This window comes from Streptomyces sp. NPDC002870 (assembly GCF_042888505.1).
Classification (GTDB): Bacteria; Actinomycetota; Actinomycetes; order Streptomycetales; family Streptomycetaceae; genus Streptomyces.
In genome coordinates, this window is the sequence record NZ_JBIAPW010000009.1 from 176035 (window position 1) to 192895 (window position 16861).

The following is a 16861-nucleotide window of genomic DNA, read 5'->3' on the forward strand; positions in this document are numbered from 1 at the left end:
AAATGACCGCATCACGCAGAGCCGTGCTGGGCGCAGCCATCGGCGGCGCAGTCGCGGCGGGACTGCCGCAGTCGGCGACCCCGGCGAGTGCCGCCTCCTGGCAGCTGCGCTGGTCGCCGACCGCGAGCGGTGACAAGCTCAGGGCCTTCGAGACCATCGAGGACGACCGGGCCGACTCCCACCCTGCCGCGTCGCCGCACATCTTCGCCGAGGGCGACAACTTCCGGTTCAACATGCACACCCAGGACCGGGACACCAGCACCGACCGGCAGCGCCACGAGGTCACCGGCTGCCGCACCGGCAGCTCCTACCTCAAGTGGCTGTCCGGCCAGACCTGGCGGATCACGTACTCCATGTACATCCCGAGCACGCTGAAGGCGACCACCAGCTTCACCCACATCATGCAGATGAAGCAGCCGGGCGCCGGCTCGTCGCCGATCGTCGTGCAGTCACTGCGCCGGGTGGACGGGGCCCAGACCATCGAGCTGAAGCTGTTCGACTCGAACATCCTCGTCGGGCGTACGGCCCTGGAACCGCTGCACAACAAGTGGACCGACGTCGACTTCCAGATCAAGATCGGCAACGGCACGTCCGGCTCCGTCCGCTGGATCCTCAAGAGCGGCGGCACCACGGTGATCGACAAGTCCAGGTCGGGCGTCGACACCTTCCTCGCGGACCGGGTGCGCCCCAAGTGGGGCATCTACCGCTCCCTCGGCGACAGTTCGGGCTCCCTGCAGAACTGCCACCTGCTCCTCACCAATCTGCGCGGCTACCAGCTCGTCTGAGGAGGACGACATGACCAGCTCACGGAGAACAGCCGCTACCGCCGGCAGCGCCGTCCAGGCCGGGGTACGCGTCGAGGACCCTCGGGTCGGCGTCGCGTGCCCCGGCCGCCGCGCCCTTGATGAGCAGCCTGTCAGACATGCTCAGTGGTAGAGCGCGTCCACCTCGACCGCGTACGCCGTTTCGATCGCCTTCCGCTTGAGCTTCAGGGACGGGGTGAGCAGTCCGAGCTCCTCGCTGAAGGGGTGCGCCAGTATCCGGAACGTACGGATCGACTCGGTCTTCGACACCAGGGTGTTGGCGGCCACCACCGCCCGGCGGATCTCCATCTCCAGATCCGGGTCCCGCACCAGCTCGGCCGGTGGAAGCGGCGGCTTGTTCTGCATGGCCAGCCAGTGCTCGACGGCCTCCTGGTCCACGGTGACCAGAGCCGCGATGTACGGACGGTCATTGCCCACGACGATGCACTGGGCGACCAGCGGATGGTTGCGCACCCGCTCCTCCAGGCCCACGGGCGAGACGCTCTTGCCGCCCGAGGTCACCAGGATCTCCTTCTTGCGCCCGGTGATGGTCAGATAGCCGTCCTCGTCGAGCGCCCCGAGATCGCCGGTGGCCAGCCAGCCGTCGTGCAGGACGGCGTCGGTGGACTTCGGGTCGCCCAGATATCCGGAGAAGATGTTGGCGCCGTGCAGCCACACCTCGCCGTCCGCCGCGATGTGCACCGTGGTGCCGGGGATCGGCTGGCCGACCGTGCCGTACCGCGTGCGCTCGGGCGGGTTGGCCGTCGCCGCCGCGGTCGACTCGGTGAGTCCGTATCCCTCGAAGACGGTGACGCCCGCACCCTCGAAGAAGAGGCCGAGCTGCCGGTTCATGCCGGAGCCGCCGGACATCGCGTGCCGGACGCGGCCGCCCATCGCGTCGCGGACCTTGCCGTACACGAGCTTCTCGAAGAGCTGGTGCTGCATCCGCAGTGCGGCGGACGGTCCGGGGCCGAGCCCGAAGGCCCGGTGCTCCATCGCCTCCGCGTACTTCACCGCCACATCGACGGCCTTGTCGAAGGGGCCCGTCTTGCCCGCGGCCTCGGCCTTGCGGCGGGCGGCGTTGAAGACCTTCTCGAAGATGTACGGGACGGCCAGGATGAACGTCGGCCGGAAGGCCGCCAGATCCGGCAGCAGCGCGCTCGCCTGGAGCACCGGCTGATGGCCGAGCTTGACCCGGCCGCGCAGGGCCGCGACCTCGACCATCCGCCCGAAGACATGCGCGAGCGGCAGAAAGAGCAGCGTGGACGCCTCGTCGCCGGGCTTGGAGTGGAAGACCGGCTCCCAGCGGTCGATCAGGGTGTCGGTCTCGAACATGAAGTTGGCGTGGGTGATCACACAGCCCTTGGGGCGGCCGGTGGTGCCGGAGGTGTAGATCACGGTGGCGATCGAGTCGGGGGTCACGGCCCGCCGGTGCCGGTGCACCACCTCGTCGTCGATGTGGACGCCCGCCTGGAACAGTTCCTCGATGGCCCCGGCGTCCAGCTGCCAGAGCCGCTTCAACTGCGGCAGCCGGTCTATCACCGAGCCGATGGTCATGGCGTGGTCCTCGTGCTCCACCATGCACGCGGACACCTCGGCGTCGTGCAGCATCCAGAAGACCTGCTCGGCGGACGATGTGGGGTAGACCGGGATGGACTGGGCGCCGACCGTCCAGAGCGCGAAGTCGAAGAGCGTCCACTCGTAGCGCGTAGGGCACATCAGCGCGACGCGGTCCCCGAACCGCACGCCGTGCGCGAGTAGACCCTTGGCCAGCGCCAGCACTTCGTCGCGGAACTGCGCGGAGCTCACGGTCTGCCAGTTGCCCGCCGCGTCCTTGCGGCCGAGCGCGACCCGGTCCGGATCGTCCGCGGCGTGGTCGAAGACCACGTCCGCAAGTCCGCCGACCTGAGGCGCCGCGGCCATGGGTGGGACAGTGAACTCGCGCAATGGCTGCTCCTTGTGGCGCTCCCCGCACAGCGCCGTGACGCTACCCCACCCGGCGGCCGGGCGGGAGAGCCTTCCAGAACTGTGGACGAATGGCATCACCACAGGTCAGGGGCGCATATCCGGCCACATGGGGAAGGCTCGGGCCAGGTTCTGACCGTAGGGTAAGTAAGCTGCGCCAGAATCTCCACCGAATCTGTACGGTGCGATCACCGTCGCTCTACCGGGGGCCGGGTCCTGGTCCGTACCTGCATGGGGCAACTGGGGCAAGTGGGGCGGACGGTGGTCAGCGGCCGACCGGTCCGTGCAGCCGGTCGCCGCTCGCCAGGATCACGGAGGCCAGCGCGTCCGCGGCCTCCTGCGCCGCGTTCCGGCGGCGGCCGTGCAGCAGTACGAAGTCCACCGTGCCCAACTCCGGCAGCCCGGCGCGGTCGGGGACCGGCACCAGGCCCGGCGGGACCAGTCCGCGGGTGTGGGCCATCACGCCGAGACCCGCGCGCGCCGCGGCGACCAGGCCGCTGAGGCTGCCACTCGTACACGCGATGCGCCACGGCCGGCCGTGCCGCTCCAGGACGTCGAGCGCACGGGCCCGGGTCACGGCCGGCGGCGGGAAGAGGATCAGCGGGACCGGGCGATCCGGATCGATGCGTACGCCGTCGGCCGCGATCCAGATCATGCGATCGCGCCAGACCAGCTCGCCGTGCGATTCGCCCGCCCGGCGCTTGGCGAGCACCAGATCCAGCCGGCCTGCCGCCAACCGCTCGTGCAGGGTGCCGGACAGCTCGACGGTGAGCTCCAGATCGACCTCGGGGTGATCGCGCCGGAACGACTCCAGGATCTCCGGGAGCCGGGTCAGCACGAAGTCCTCGGACGCCCCGAAACGCAGCCGTCCGCGCAGCCGCGTACCCGTGAAGAACGCGGCCGCGCGCTCGTGTGCCTGCAGGATCGTCCGGGCGAAGCCGAGCATCGCCTCGCCGTCCTCGGTGAGCTCCACGCTGTGCGTGTCCCGGGTGAACAACTGCCGCCCCGTCGCGTCCTCCAGCCGCCGCACATGCTGGCTCACCGTCGACTGCCGCAGCCCGAGCCGGCGGGCGGCCTGGGTGAAGCTCAGGGTCTGGGCGACCGCGAGGAAGGTACGGAGCTGGACCGGGTCGTACATACTCCGAGGTTAACGCGCCATCGCGATTAGTGATGACAGTCAGAGTGGTATGCGGGATTCCCGATCGCTGTCACCCGGAGGAGCATGGGGAGGGCATGATCTGAACCGAGAGCAAGTGGAGCGCATGAGCCGCCGCACGTTGCAGTTCCCGTCCTGGCTGCCGATCGATCCGTACATCACGGCGCTGCTCGGGACCGTGGTCCTCGCGGCTCTCCTCCCGGCGTCGGGCGTGGCGGCCGACGTGGCGGGCGGGGCGTCGACCGGCGCGGTGTCGCTGCTGTTCTTCCTGTACGGGGCGCGGCTGTCGACGCGAGCGGCGCTCGACGGGCTCAGGCACTGGCGGCTCCATCTGACGGTGCTGGCGGCGACGTTCCTGCTCTTCCCGCTGCTGGGCCTCGCGGCGCGGGGCCTCGAACCGCTGGTGCTCACCCCGCAGCTCTACAGCGGTCTGCTGTTCCTCTGTCTGGTCCCGTCGACCATCCAGTCGTCGATCGCCTTCACTTCGATGGCTCGCGGCAACGTCCCGGCGGCGATCTGCGCGGGCTCCTTCTCCAGTCTCGCCGGCATCGTGGTGACACCGCTGCTCGCGGCCCTGCTGCTGGGCGGCGGCGCGGGCGGCTTCTCGGCGGACTCGCTGCTGAAGATCGTGCTTCAGCTGCTGGTGCCGTTCCTGGCGGGGCAGTTGGTGAGGCGGTGGATCGGCGGCTTCCTGACCCGCCACAGGAAGGCGCTCGGGTATGTCGACCGCGGCTCGATCCTGCTGGTCGTCTACACGGCCTTCAGCGAAGGCATGATCGCGGGCGTCTGGCACCAGGTGACGCCGCTGCGGCTGGGGGCGCTGCTGCTGGTCGAGGCGGTTCTGCTGGCGGCGATGCTGGGGCTGACGTGGTACGGCTCGAAGCGGCTCGGCTTCGGTCGGGCGGACCGGATCGCGATCCAGTTCGCGGGCTCGAAGAAGAGCCTGGCGGCGGGGCTGCCGATGGCGAGCGTGCTGTTCGGGGCGCAGGCGAGCCTGGCCGTGCTGCCGTTGATGCTGTTTCACCAGATGCAGCTGATGGTGTGCGCGGTGATTGCGAAACGGCGGGCGCGGGATACGGAGGCAGCGTCGCTCCCCTCCGCTGCACCCTCGTCGCCACTTCACGCTGTGCCGGCTGTACGGCTGAGCCGCGTGGTGGGCGAGGCCCCGGACCCCGAGAGGCACGCGGACCCTGAGAAGTAGGCGGGTGCCGAGAGGCACGCGGACTCCGAGAGGTACGCGGACGCGGACGCCCCTGTGTGCCGGTGAGCGCCGCCGCCCGCACACCCGTGCAGCCCGGGCGGCCCCTCGTCTGACAAGATCGTTCGGTGACGACGACGTACGCCATACGCCCCTTCCATGCCCGCCCCTGCACTCTGGTCGTCTGCCGCGGATGCTGCTGCGGCGACGGCCGCAAGAACCCCGGCACCGACCACGAAGGGCAGTTGGCCAGGCTGCGCGCCGCCGCCGCGGGCTCCGGCGGGCGGCTTGCCGTCCGGACCAGTGACTGCCTCGGACCCTGCGGGCAGGCCAATGTGATCGTGGTCCAGCCATCGAGCGAGGGCCGGCGCCGAGGGGCCCGCGCGGCCTGGGTCGGCTGGGCGCTCGACGACGACGCGACGGACGACGTCCTCGCGTGGGCCATCGCCGGCGGCCCCGGACTCGCCGCCCCCCCGGCCACCCTGGCGCTCCAGCTGATCCCGCCGCCCTCCGACGCGCGCCGTCGGGCCCGCTGAGCCACCGTCACCCGGCCCCGCCCGGCCCCGCCCGGCCCCGCCCGGCCCCGCCCGGCCCCGCCCCGCCCAGCCCCGTCGCCGCATGAGTCATGCCTGGACCGCCCTCGCCCCCGTCGCCGCCTGAGTCATTCATGGACTCTTCGCCGGGGCGTCGCCGACCTGGCCCCGTCGGGCCCCGGACCTTCGCCTACCTTGCAGACGTTCACCCCGACGAACGCACCGCGGAGACGTCCATGTGCAGTCCGCTCCACCAGCCCGACGGCCCCATCCCGCCCGCCGCCAGCCGTCGTACGTTCCTGCGTGCCACCGGACTCACTGGTGCCGCCACCGCTGCCGCGGCCGCCGCCGGGGGGCTGGCCGCCGCAGCGCCCGCCGCTGCCCTGCCGCAGCAGAAGTCCGCTGACAACGTTGCCAGTTGGCGTCCCGACACCGACAGCCCCAGATTCACGCTCGTCGTCATGCCGGACACCCAGTACCTCTTCGACGGCGCAAGCATCAACTCCGCCCCCGTCGAGGCATCCCTGCGCTACATACTCGACCACGGCCGCGACGAGAACATCGTCTTCCTGTCCCATCTGGGCGATCTCACCGAGAACGGCCAGCCGCGCGAATTCGGACCGCTGAGCGAGGCCTTCGAGCTCCTGGACCGGCGGCGCGTCGGCTACAGCGTCGTCGCGGGCAACCACGACATCAAGTCCTCGACCGACGACCAGCGCGGCCGCACCCCCTACCTGGACGCCTTCGGCCCGCAGCGGATGCGCCGGCTGCCCACCTTCGGCGGGGCCACGCCCGACGGCTACAACACGTACCACCTCTTCCGCGCGGCCGGCCGCGAATGGCTGGTCCTCGCCCTCGACTGGCGGCCGTCGGCGGCCTCTCTCGCCTGGGCCCGAGACGTCATCGCCAAGCACCCGAAGACGCCGGTCGTCCTGACCACGCACGAACTCGTGTACGCGGACCGGTACGGCGACGAGGCCGAATTCTCCGCCCACGGCAAGCACCTGTGGGACGAGCTGATAGCCGACCACGACCAGATCTTCCTCACGCTCAACGGCCACTACTGGCCCGCGGCCCGCACCAACCGCACGAACGCCGCCGGCCACGACGTGCATCTGCACATCACCAACTACCAGAACCGCTACTACGGCGGCAGCGCGATGATCCGCCTCTACCGTTTCGACCTCGCCCGGAACACCATCGACGTGGAAACGATCTCCCCGTGGATCCTCGGCCGCGCGGGAGAAGGGCTCAACGAACTGGAGCGCCGCGAGATCGAAATGACCGGCCCCCAGGACAGCTTCTCCGTCCCCATCGACTTCGAGAAGCGGTTCGCCGGCTTCGCACCCGTCCCCGCCCGGGGGCCCCGCCCCGCGGCGAAGATGCTCCTTCCCGGCACCGTCGCCTACTGGCGCTTCGACGGCCCGCACCCAAGCGGCTCCCCGGCCGACGCCGCGCTCCGCGTCCCCGACCTGTCGGGCAACCGCAACGACCTGACGCGGGAGACCGTCCCCGGCACCCCGGGCGACGCCCTGCGCTGGTCGAGAAGCCACCACCCCGACCAGCCGGGCCACGGCAGCCTCTACTTCGACGGCGGCAAGCCCCCGCTGCGCGGCTCGTATCTGCGTACGGCGGGCAACGCCCCGCTCAACGCCAAGACGTTCCGCTCCGGCTACACCATCGAGGCGTTCATCAAGCTCCCCGCCGACTGGGACGCAGGCCACCACGCCTGGGGTTCGATCCTCAGCCGCCGCGGCACACTCGGCGCCGCCGGAAAGACCGAAGGCGACCCGGAAGAGCCCGTCGCCACCCTCTCCCTGTCCGACGGACCCGGCCCGCAGTGGGCGGCCGCGCCGCTCGACCAGCCCGGAGCCGTCACCAACTGGGGCCACGAGCTGGAGCGCGAGGTCTGGTGGCATCTCGCCGTCGTCAACGACTCGAAGCACACCACGATGTACGTCGACGGCTGCCCTGTCGCCCGTAACCCCGCCACCCGCACCAGCGGCCTCGCCACCCTCGGCCTGCCCTGGCTGGTGGGCGGCTACGAGTACGGCGGCATCCTCGACCAGCTGCTGCACGGCTGGCTCGGCGATGTGCGGATCGTCGAACGCGCCCTGCCCGTACGCGACTTCATGATCGCCTGACCTGCCGAGCAGCGCCACCGAAGGAGAAGCACCTCATGCCGAGTCAGAGACCCATTCAGCCCCTGCCCCGCTGGGCGGACCCCGACGTACCCGCCGACTCGCTCGACCCGCAGGGACTCTCGCGCCGCGGACTGCTGCGCAGCGCGGGCCTGTTCGGGGCCGCGTTCGCAGGCGGTGCCCTGCTCGCGCCGACCGCCGCCGAGGCGCACACCCCGGCCCTGGGCGACCCCGCCCTCTCCTATCTCGTCGGCGACCACCATGTGCACTCCGTCTACAGCCATGACGCGAAGTACACCTTCTCCCAGCTCGCGGCCGCGGCTTCCCAGTACGGCCTGGACTGGATGGTCCTCACCGAGCACAGCAACATAGGCCACCACAAGGCGGGCGGCGCCCAGGCCGAGCACGAGGAGATCCTCAAGGCCCGCGCCGACAACCGGCGCATGCTGATCTTCCAGGGCCTGGAGTGGTACATCCCCGGCGCTGAGCACGCCACCGTCTTCTCCCCGCCCGGCCGCCACGAGGTCGAGCTGCTCACCCGCTTCGAGCAGGCCTACGACGGCAAGCTCCTCGGCTACACCGCCGGCAGCCCCGGCCACCCGGACACCCCGCGCAACGAGGCCCACGCCGTCAAGGCGCTCCAGTGGCTCGACCAGCAGCGCCGCTGCGGCTACGTCGACGACGTCCTGGTCCTCGCCAACCACCCGCTGCGCCTCGGCATCGACTCCCCGCACGAGATGCGCGCCTGGCGCGACGCCGCCCCCGGCATCATGATCGGCATGGAGGGCGCGCCCGGCGCCCAGGCCGCGGCATCGCCCGGCCGCAACGCCCCGAACAGTATCCGCGGCGACTACGAGAACTCTCCCTCCGAGAACTCCTTTCCCGGCTATCCGCGTGAGGCCTATCTGACTCACGGCGGTTTCGACTGGGCGACCGCGACCGTCGGCGGACTGTGGGACGCCATGCTCGCCGAGGGCAGGCTCTTCTCGGTCACGTCCAACTCGGACGTACACCGGGTCACCTTCGACACCTGGAAGAACGGCGACTGGCTGCCGGGCCAGAACTTCGACAACACCGGCCGCCTCCCGGACCCCGTCAACACCACCGAGCCGCAGCCCGGCAGCGACTTCTGGCCGGGCCAGTTCAGCCGTACGCATGTGGGTGTGACCCGCTACGGCTATCGCCATGTGATGGCCGGCCTCAGGGCGGGCCGGGTCTGGGTCGACCACGGTCAGCTGATCGACGGCCTCGACGTACGCGTGAACAGGGAGCACGGCATCGGCCGTGGCGTGACGCTGGGCGGCCGACTGCGCGTACGCCGCGGCGAGAAGATCGTCCTCAACGTCACCGTCACCACCGCGTCCCGCCCCAACCATCACGGTGAAGTGCCGCGCCTCGCCCACCTCGACGTGATCCGCGGCGCGGTGTGCGGCCCGGCCGCCGACCGTGACGAGTGGCGGGCACCCGACACCAAGGTCGTGCACACGGCCGACGTCGAGGGTCGCACGGGCCGGTACACGCTGCGCATCCCGCTCGGGAAGGCCGAGGAGTCCTGCTACGTCCGGCTGCGTGGCAGCGACGGCAGGCGCAACGGCCCGGGCTTCCTGGGCGAGGCGATCGACCCGCACGGGCCGATTCCGCACGAGCCGGGCAACGGCGACGCGTGGCTGGACACCTGGTGCTACACCAACCCGGTCTTCGTCGATGTCGTGAACTGACCTCTCGTACGAACCGACCTCTCACACGGAGAGGCCCGGCCGGCGCAGGGGGCGCTCCCCGCCGGCCGGGCCCGTATCCCGTGCAGCGGGGGCGCTTCAGACCCCGGTGCCCAGGGCGATGCGCTCGTCGCCCGCGTACACGTTCATGTTGGCGCCGCGCAGAAAGCCGACCAGGGTCAGACCCGTCTCGGCAGCCAGGTCCACGGCGAGCGAGGACGGCGCGGAAACCGCGGCCAGCACCGGGATCCCGGCCATCACCGCCTTCTGTGCCAGCTCGAACGACGCCCGTCCCGAGACCAGCAGGATCATCCGGGACAGCGGCAGCCGGCCGTCCTGCAGCGCCCGGCCGACCAGCTTGTCGACCGCGTTGTGCCGGCCGACGTCCTCCCGGATGTCGAGCAGTTCACCCTCCTCGGAGAACAGCGCGGCCGCGTGCAGACCCCCGGTCCGGTCGAAGACCCGCTGTGCCGCCCGCAGCCGGTCGGGGAGGCAGGCGAGCAGCGCGGGCTCGACGCGGACCGGGGGAGTGTCGGCGATCGGGAAGCGGGTGTTGGTGCGTACGGCGTCGAGGCTGGCCTTGCCGCACAGTCCGCACGAGGACGTGGTGTAGACGTTGCGCTCGAGGGTGATGTCGGGGACGGGCACGCCGGGCGCCAGCTGCACGTCCACCACGTTGTAGGTGTTCGCCCCGTCGTCCGTGGCCCCGGCGCAGTACACGATGTTCCGCACCTCGGCGGCCGCCCCGATCACCCCCTCGCTGACCAGGAAGCCCGCCGCGAGCGCGAAGTCGTCGCCCGGGGTGCGCATGGTGATGGCGAGCGGCTTGCCGTTGAGGCGGATCTCGAGCGGTTCCTCGGCCACAAGGGTGTCGGGACGGGTCGACACCGCCCCGTCCCTGATGCGGATGGTGCGGCGGCGCTCGGTGACCCGTCCCATGGCGATCAATTCCGATTCTGTACGTGTTGGAAGCCGAAGCGACCCTTGACGACTTCATTCTCCTGCACAGACACACTCATGCCGCGGTCCCCGGCGAGGAGGCCGGGGCGGTGGTCGTCGCGAGCAGATCGGCGAGCGCGTGCACGGCGCACAGCTTGGGGACGGGAGTCCTGGTCAGAGCGGCCAGTTCGACGACGGCCGCGAGCAGCACGTCCAGTTCGAGCGGCTTGCCCTTCTCCAGGTCCTGGAGGGTGGAGGTCTTGTGGTCGCCGACGCGCTCGGCGCCGGCGATGCGCCGCTCCACGGAGATCTTGGGGTGAGCGCCGACCGCGGCCGCGACCGCGAGCGTCTCGCGCATCATCGTCTCGACCAGCGCCTTGGTGTCCGGGTGGCGGCAGATCTGCGCCATCGTGGCCCGAGAGAGCGCGCTGATCGGGTTGAAGGAGATATTGCCGAGCAGCTTGATCCAGATGTCGTTGCGCAGATCGGGCTCGACGGGGCACTTGAGCCCGCCCGCCACCATTGCCTCGCTGAAGTCGAGACACCGCCGCGAGACGGTCAGATCCGGCTCGCCGATGGAGAACCGGGTGCCTTCCAAGTGGCGTACGACGCCTGGGGATTCGAGCTCGGTGGCGGCGTAGACGACACACCCGACGGCGCGCTCGGGCGGCAGTGTCGCGCTGACCGCGCCGCCCGGGTCGACGCTCTCGATGCGGCGTCCGGTGTACGGCCCGGGCAGGCCGTGGAAGTACCACCAGGGGATGCCGTTCTGCGCGGCGATGACGGCCGTACGTGCGTGCAGCAGCGGATGCACCAACGGGCCCGACGCCGCATAGGAATTGGCCTTGAGGCCGAGGAAGACATAGTCGACGGGCCCGACCGAGGCCGGGTCGTCGGTGGCGGCCGGACGCGCGGTGAAGTCGCCGCGCGGGCTGAGCACCCGCACGCCGTCACGGCGCATGGCCGCCAGGTGCGGGCCGCGGGCGATGAGATGGACCTCGGCGCCGGCGCGGTGGAGCGCGGCGCCGACATATGCGCCGATGGCACCGGCGCCGACAACTGCGACTTTCACGGGGCTCTCCGTTCGGTTGAGCGACCGAGCGAGGGCGGAAGCGGTGGTAGTTTGACACCGGGGTTGAGTCGACAGAATATTGTCTACAGTATGCCTTTCGGGGCGGTCAAGAGTCGTCACATCCTTCGGGAAGCTCCAAAGTCCGGGCCCTGAACCTGTGGGATCACATGCCGTCGTACCGGGTGGTAGCAGCCAAGACTGGGTAATTCCACTGTCCGCATCGAGGGGGACCCCGCATATGACCGGCTCACGCATCGTCGCGCTCGGGCACTACCAGCCCGCCAGGGTGCTCACCAATGACGACCTGGCCGCCATGGTGGACACCAGCGACGAGTGGATTCGCAGCCGCGTCGGGATCGAGACCCGGCATGTGGCCGGACCCGACGAGCCGGTCGACGAGCTGGCCGCGCACGCCGGCGCGAAGGCGCTCGCCTCCGCCGGACTCGCGCCCGACGACATCGATCTCGTCCTGGTCGCGACCTCCACCGCGATCGACCGTTCGCCCAACATGGCGGCGCGCGTCGCGGCCCGTCTCGGCATGGGCTCGCCCGCCGTGATGGACCTCAATGTCGTCTGCGCGGGCTTCACGCACGCGCTCGCCACGGCGGACCACGCCGTACGGGCCGGAGCCGCGGCCCGTGCCCTGGTCATCGGCGCCGACAAGATGGCCGAGGTCGCCGACTGGACCGACCGCACCACCTGTGTGCTCGTCGGCGACGGGGCGGGAGCCGCGGTCATCGAGGCGACCGGCCCCGGCACGGACGGAGAGATCGGCCCCGTCCTGTGGGGCTCGGTCCCGGAGATGGGCCATGCCGTGCGGATCGAAGGCACCCCGCCCCGCTTCGCGCAGGAGGGCCAGTCCGTCTACCGGTGGGCCACCACCCAGCTGCCGCCCATCGCCCGCAAGGTCTGCGAGCGCGCGGGCGTCACCCCCGAGGAACTCGCCGCGGTCGTCCTGCACCAGGCGAATCTGCGGATCATCGAGCCCGTGGCCCAGAAGATCGGCGCGGTGAACGCCGTGATCGCCCGCGATGTGGTGCAGTCCGGCAACACCTCGGCCGCCTCGATTCCGATGGCGCTCTCCAAGCTGGTCGAGCGCGGCGAGATCGAGTCGGGCGACCCGGTGCTGCTCTTCGGCTTCGGCGGCAATCTCTCGTACGCGGGTCAGGTCGTCCGCTGCCCCTGAGGCTGTCCCTGAGTACGGGCGGCGGGGCCGCCCGCGGGGCAGACTGAACCGCATGGCAGCCAAGCGAAGCGCGGGCCTGTTGCTGTTCCGCAGGCGTGGCGCGGACACCGAGGTGCTCATCGGGCACATGGGAGGGCCGTTCTGGCAGTCCCGCGACGACGGGTCCTGGTCCGTGCCGAAGGGTGAGTACACCCCGGACGAGGAGCCGGTGGCCGCCGCCCGGCGGGAGTTCGTGGAGGAGCTCGGCGTCCCGCCGCCCGACGGGGAGTGGCTGCCGCTCGGCGAGGCACGGCAGGCCGGCGGCAAGGTCGTCACAGTCTGGGCAGTCGACGGCGACCTCGACACGGGCCTGGTGGTGCCGGGCACCTTCACCATGGAGTGGCCGAGGGGCTCGGGCCGGATGCAGGAGTTCCCCGAGATCGACCGGGCCGAGTGGATCTCCGTGGCGGGGGCGAGGGAGAAGCTGGTGACGGGGCAGCGGATCTTCCTCGACCGGCTGGAGGAGCTGCTCGATTCCGGCCGAAGGTGACGCGGATCTCGGCCCGCCAGGGATTGCGCTCGGTAGACTGTAGACGATAGCCAATTGTTGCTCACCGTTGCCGGCCGAGGGGGACCGTGATGTTGTCCGCAGGACTGCCGCAGGGAACCGTGCCCAAGCTGGAACGCCCCGGTCCGCTGCGTGAGCGGGTCTACGAGGCGCTGCTCGAACTGATCACGACCCGCGCACTGCGCCCCGGCCAGCACCTGGTCGAGAGCGAACTCGCCGGCCATCTCGGGGTTTCCCGCCAGCCCGTGCGCGAGGCGCTGCAGCGGCTGAACACCGAGGGATGGGTCGACCTGCGCCCGGCGCAGGGCGCGTTCGTCCATGAGCCGACCGAGGCGGAGGCGGACCAGCTGCTCTCGGTCCGTACGCTGCTCGAGGCCGAGGCCGCCCGGCTCGCCGCGGCGAACTCCGGCTCCGCGGGCATCGCCGCGCTCGAAGAGCTGTGCGCACAGGGCGAACAGGCCGTCGCGGACGACGACGTCGATCTGACCGTGGCCACCAACGCCGCCTTCCACGCCAAGGTGATGGAGCTCGCCGGGAACCTCGTACTCGCCGAGCTGGCGGCACAGGTGGACCGCCGCGTGCGCTGGTACTACACGCCCGTCGCGCGACAGCGCGGCCGCCAGTCCTGGATCGAGCACCGGGAGCTGATCGCGGCGATCTCGGCCCGTGACGAGCAGCGGGCGACAGAGGTCATGCGGGCGCACACGGAGCACACCCGCAAGTCCTACCACCAGCGCGAGCACTAGGGCGGCCCGCGCCCTCGGCTCAGCCGGGCGATCCGCTCGCGGTGAACTGGGCCCGGGCGCCCGGGCGTTCACCTCGGAGATCCGGCAACAGGTCGCCGCCGTGGCGGACGAGGCGGGGTGCGGGTCCGTGCTGTGGTTCGGATCGTTCCAGGACGGCGGCCAGTTCGCGGCGTGTGGTGACACCGAGCTTGGCGTAGGCGTGCTGGAGATGGTTGTTGACGGTGCGCACCGACAGGTGCAGGGCGCCGGCGATGTCCTTGCTACGGGTGCCGGTGGCGGCGAGCAGGGCGACTTCGCGTTCACGGTCGGTGAGCCGGGCGGTGGGAGCGATGGTGGTCAGCAGGGCGGTGCGGGCGTCCTCGCAGCGGCCGGCGATGGCGGTGGCCAGGCTGGTGGCCGCGGTGGCGCGGCGGCCGTGACCGGCGCGTTGCCATGCGGCGGCGGCCGCGGACGCGGCTTCGGCGGCCAGCAGGTCGGCGCCGGCCTGCTCGAATGCGGTGGCGACGGCGAGGAGTTGGTCGGGGGCGTCGGCGGCCAGGGCCGCGGCCAGACGGGCGCCGGCGCCGGTGAGCGTGCCGTCGCTCCGGCGGGCGAGTTCGGCCAGCCGCCCTGACACCTTCTTGGCGCCGCCGAGGCGGGCGATATCGGTGAGCAACTGCGCCTCGGGGGTGACCAGGCCGGCGGTGCGGGCGCACCGGGCGGCGTCGGTGAGGACCGTACGGGCCTGGGCGAGGTGGCCCCGGGCGGCATACAGCCAGGCTCGTCCCAGATACTCCTCGGCCGCGAAGACGTCCGGCCACAGGTAGTTCCGGGCTTCGGCGCAGGCAAGTTCGGCCGCTTCGAGGTCGCCGAGTACCGCTGCGCAGGCGGCCAGGCCGCTCAGCGCCGGGCCGAGGGGCCTGATGTGGTGGTATGCGCGGGCCAGGGCGGCGGCTTCGGCGTACCAACGACGGGCACTGGCCGGGTGCCCGGCCAGCCACTCGGTGCGGCCCAGACCGAAGGCCAGCCAGATCTGGGGGACGGGAGTGGAGGTGACCCGGGCGAGCTCTGCGTAGCCGCGCAGGCCGACCTCGCGGGCTTCGGCCAGCCGTCCGTGGCTGCTCAGAGCGTGGTTCACCGAGATCAGCTGGACTGCCGGGTGGGGATAGAGGGTGTGATGGCCGACCGTGAGGTGGGCGGCGTAGGCGCGTTCTGCCCAGTCCACCGCGTCGCCGGTGCGGCCGACCAGTTCCAGCCCGAGTGGCTTCATCAGGGCGCCGGTGAGCCAGGCCACCGGGTTGGGAGCGAGGCGGATGTCTTCTTCCATGTCCTCCAGCAGGGCCAGCCCGCGTACCGCCTCGCCCGAGGCGATCCGCATGGACCCCTCGCAGTACTGCAGCATCCGCCGGGCGTCAGCGCTGGTGACCAGGGTGCGGGCGGCGTCGTTGACCGCCAGCGCCTCGTCCGCCTCCGCGGCCCCCCAGAACAGATTGAAGGTGCGCGCCAGCGTGACCGCCAGCCTGTCCTGCTCGCTCTCGGCACCTGCGACGGCCGCGGCCAGCACCGTCTCGGCCTGCTGCGGTTCGCCCAGCTCGAACAGCGCCTCGCCCAGCATCAGGCGGGTGGCGGTGGTGTGGTGTTCCTCGGGCAGAGCCTGCAGCAGCGTGCGGGCCTGACCGTAGTCGTGGGAGTACCGGGCCAGCGCCGCCGCCTCCGCCAGTGCCGCCGGATCCGCCGTGCCGGTCGCCGTGAACCGCCAGGACGCGACGTTCAGCGCGTCGGCGCGACGCCTCATGCCCACCTCCTCGACCCTTGCGGCTTGCCGCAACAGCAGCGCCCGCCGGCGCGTCACCGGGAGCCCGGCCCGCAGCACCTCCCCGTACAGCGGGTGCGCCAGCGCGACCGACGTGCGCCGTCCGTCCTGTCCCACCCGCACCAGCCCGGCGTACTCCAGCCCGGTCACCGCCTCGGGCGACGCGACCTGCTCCGCTTCTGTCAGGGACAGCGGTTCACACAGCGCCAGCAACTCAAGTACCGGACGGGCCTCTGCGCCGGCCGCGGCCAGCCGCGCACTGATCAGCTCCACGAGCCGGGTCGTGCCGCGAACCGGACCCGTCGCCAGCTCCCAGATCTCCCCGTCGCTGACCAGGGCGCCCCGGTCCAGCGCCCCGGTGACCAGTTCCCGCAGATACAGCACATTGCCACGGCAGGCCGCATACAGCTCCCGCAGCGTCCTTTGCGCCACCGGCCCGCCCAGCACCGCCTGCAACAGCTCCTCGACCTCGCCACGGTCCAGCTCCGCCAGATCCACCCGCCACACTGCGTCGCCGCGGCACAGCGCCTCCACCGCGTCACCCACCGGCGCACCGGAGCAGATCGTCCCGAGCAGTCGCACCACACCCGCATCCATCAACTGCCGCAGGAGTACCGCCGAGACGGCGTCCAGCAGGTGTACGTCATCAATGAGCAGTACCAGCGCACGCCCGTCCCCACAGGCCAACCGCCGCGCCACGGTGGCGAAGCCGGTCACCGGATCGGACAAATCAACCCCCGCCGGCACCAGATGAGCGATCGCGCCCAACGGAACCGACCCGCCCGCCGCGGTTGCTGTCGCCCGCGCAACCCGGAAACCCATGCCCGCCGCCCGCGTCAGACACTCCTCGACCAGCCGCGACTTGCCCACGCCCGCCGAACCGGACACGACGAATCCCTGGCACCGTTGATCCGCCAGCCCCTGGGTGAACAATCCCAACTGTTCGTCCCGGCCCACGAACACATCCGCAAAACCAGGCATTGTCGCAGTCACAGCACCCCTCAAGGTCCGTGACGCTCTGCGGCGTCATGGGGTGGCGCATCAGGTGTGACCGGCCCGGGCAAGGGG

Annotated in this window: 13 protein-coding genes; 8 read left to right on the top strand and 5 right to left on the bottom strand. The window is 71.2% G+C overall.

Features of this window, described 5'->3' with window-relative positions; translation table 11 throughout:
* Positions 1–2 precede the first annotated feature (2 nt).
* Positions 3–785, top strand: a complete 783-nt coding sequence (locus ACFYWY_RS14300; protein ID WP_389184918.1) for a Tat pathway signal sequence domain protein — start codon at positions 3–5, stop codon at positions 783–785.
* Positions 786–926: 141 nt separating this feature from the next.
* Here the strand turns inward: ACFYWY_RS14300 and ACFYWY_RS14305 are convergent, their stop codons facing one another.
* Together ACFYWY_RS14305 and ACFYWY_RS14310 are read right to left on the bottom strand one after the other, a co-directional pair.
* Positions 927–2726, bottom strand: coding sequence for an AMP-dependent synthetase/ligase (locus tag ACFYWY_RS14305; RefSeq protein WP_389184921.1), 1800 nt, complete (start codon positions 2724–2726; stop codon positions 927–929).
* Positions 2727–3033: 307 nt separating this feature from the next.
* Positions 3034–3906, bottom strand: coding sequence for a LysR substrate-binding domain-containing protein (locus tag ACFYWY_RS14310; RefSeq protein WP_389184924.1), 873 nt, complete (start codon positions 3904–3906; stop codon positions 3034–3036).
* A gap of 124 nt (positions 3907–4030) precedes the next feature.
* Here ACFYWY_RS14310 and ACFYWY_RS14315 point away from each other — a divergent pair, with 124 nt between their 5' ends.
* The 4 genes from ACFYWY_RS14315 to ACFYWY_RS14330 all read left to right on the top strand — a co-directional run bounded on the left by ACFYWY_RS14315 (position 4031) and on the right by ACFYWY_RS14330 (position 9514).
* Positions 4031–5125 (top strand): bile acid:sodium symporter family protein, encoded by a 1095-nt coding sequence (locus ACFYWY_RS14315; protein ID WP_389184927.1) that lies wholly within the window; start codon positions 4031–4033, stop codon positions 5123–5125.
* A 125-nt stretch (positions 5126–5250) separates the two neighbouring features.
* Complete coding sequence (locus ACFYWY_RS14320; protein ID WP_389184930.1) at positions 5251–5658, top strand: (2Fe-2S) ferredoxin domain-containing protein; 408 nt, start codon at positions 5251–5253, stop codon at positions 5656–5658.
* Positions 5659–5891: 233 nt separating this feature from the next.
* Positions 5892–7799 carry a LamG-like jellyroll fold domain-containing protein gene (locus tag ACFYWY_RS14325; protein ID WP_389184933.1) on the top strand — a complete coding sequence of 636 codons (1908 nt, stop codon included), beginning with the start codon at positions 5892–5894 and terminating at the stop codon, positions 7797–7799.
* A gap of 35 nt (positions 7800–7834) precedes the next feature.
* Complete coding sequence (locus ACFYWY_RS14330; protein ID WP_389184936.1) at positions 7835–9514, top strand: PHP domain-containing protein; 1680 nt, start codon at positions 7835–7837, stop codon at positions 9512–9514.
* 96 nt (positions 9515–9610) lie between these two features.
* On the opposite strand, the gene fdhD is transcribed toward ACFYWY_RS14330, so the two are convergent.
* Positions 9611–10450 (bottom strand): formate dehydrogenase accessory sulfurtransferase FdhD, encoded by an 840-nt coding sequence (fdhD, locus tag ACFYWY_RS14335; RefSeq protein ID WP_389185111.1) that lies wholly within the window; start codon positions 10448–10450, stop codon positions 9611–9613.
* Positions 10451–10526: 76 nt separating this feature from the next.
* A complete protein-coding gene (locus ACFYWY_RS14340; RefSeq protein WP_389184939.1) occupies positions 10527–11777 on the bottom strand; it encodes a 2-dehydropantoate 2-reductase in 1251 nt (416 codons plus the stop codon).
* Here ACFYWY_RS14340 and ACFYWY_RS14345 point away from each other — a divergent pair.
* From ACFYWY_RS14345 to ACFYWY_RS14355, 3 genes are all read left to right on the top strand, one after another.
* Positions 11761–12708, top strand: coding sequence for a beta-ketoacyl-ACP synthase III (locus tag ACFYWY_RS14345; RefSeq protein WP_389184942.1), 948 nt, complete (start codon positions 11761–11763; stop codon positions 12706–12708). The two genes, ACFYWY_RS14340 and ACFYWY_RS14345, sit on opposite strands and share 17 nt — an antisense overlap.
* A gap of 52 nt (positions 12709–12760) precedes the next feature.
* Positions 12761–13237, top strand: a complete 477-nt coding sequence (locus ACFYWY_RS14350) for an NUDIX domain-containing protein (protein WP_389184945.1) — start codon at positions 12761–12763, stop codon at positions 13235–13237.
* 89 nt (positions 13238–13326) lie between these two features.
* Positions 13327–14001 (top strand): GntR family transcriptional regulator, encoded by a 675-nt coding sequence (locus ACFYWY_RS14355; protein ID WP_389184948.1) that lies wholly within the window; start codon positions 13327–13329, stop codon positions 13999–14001.
* 19 nt (positions 14002–14020) lie between these two features.
* On the opposite strand, the gene ACFYWY_RS14360 is transcribed toward ACFYWY_RS14355, so the two are convergent.
* Entirely contained in the window at positions 14021–16774 is a 2754-nt protein-coding gene (locus ACFYWY_RS14360; RefSeq protein ID WP_389184951.1) for a LuxR C-terminal-related transcriptional regulator, read from the bottom strand.
* Between the last annotated feature and the right edge of the window lie 87 nt (positions 16775–16861).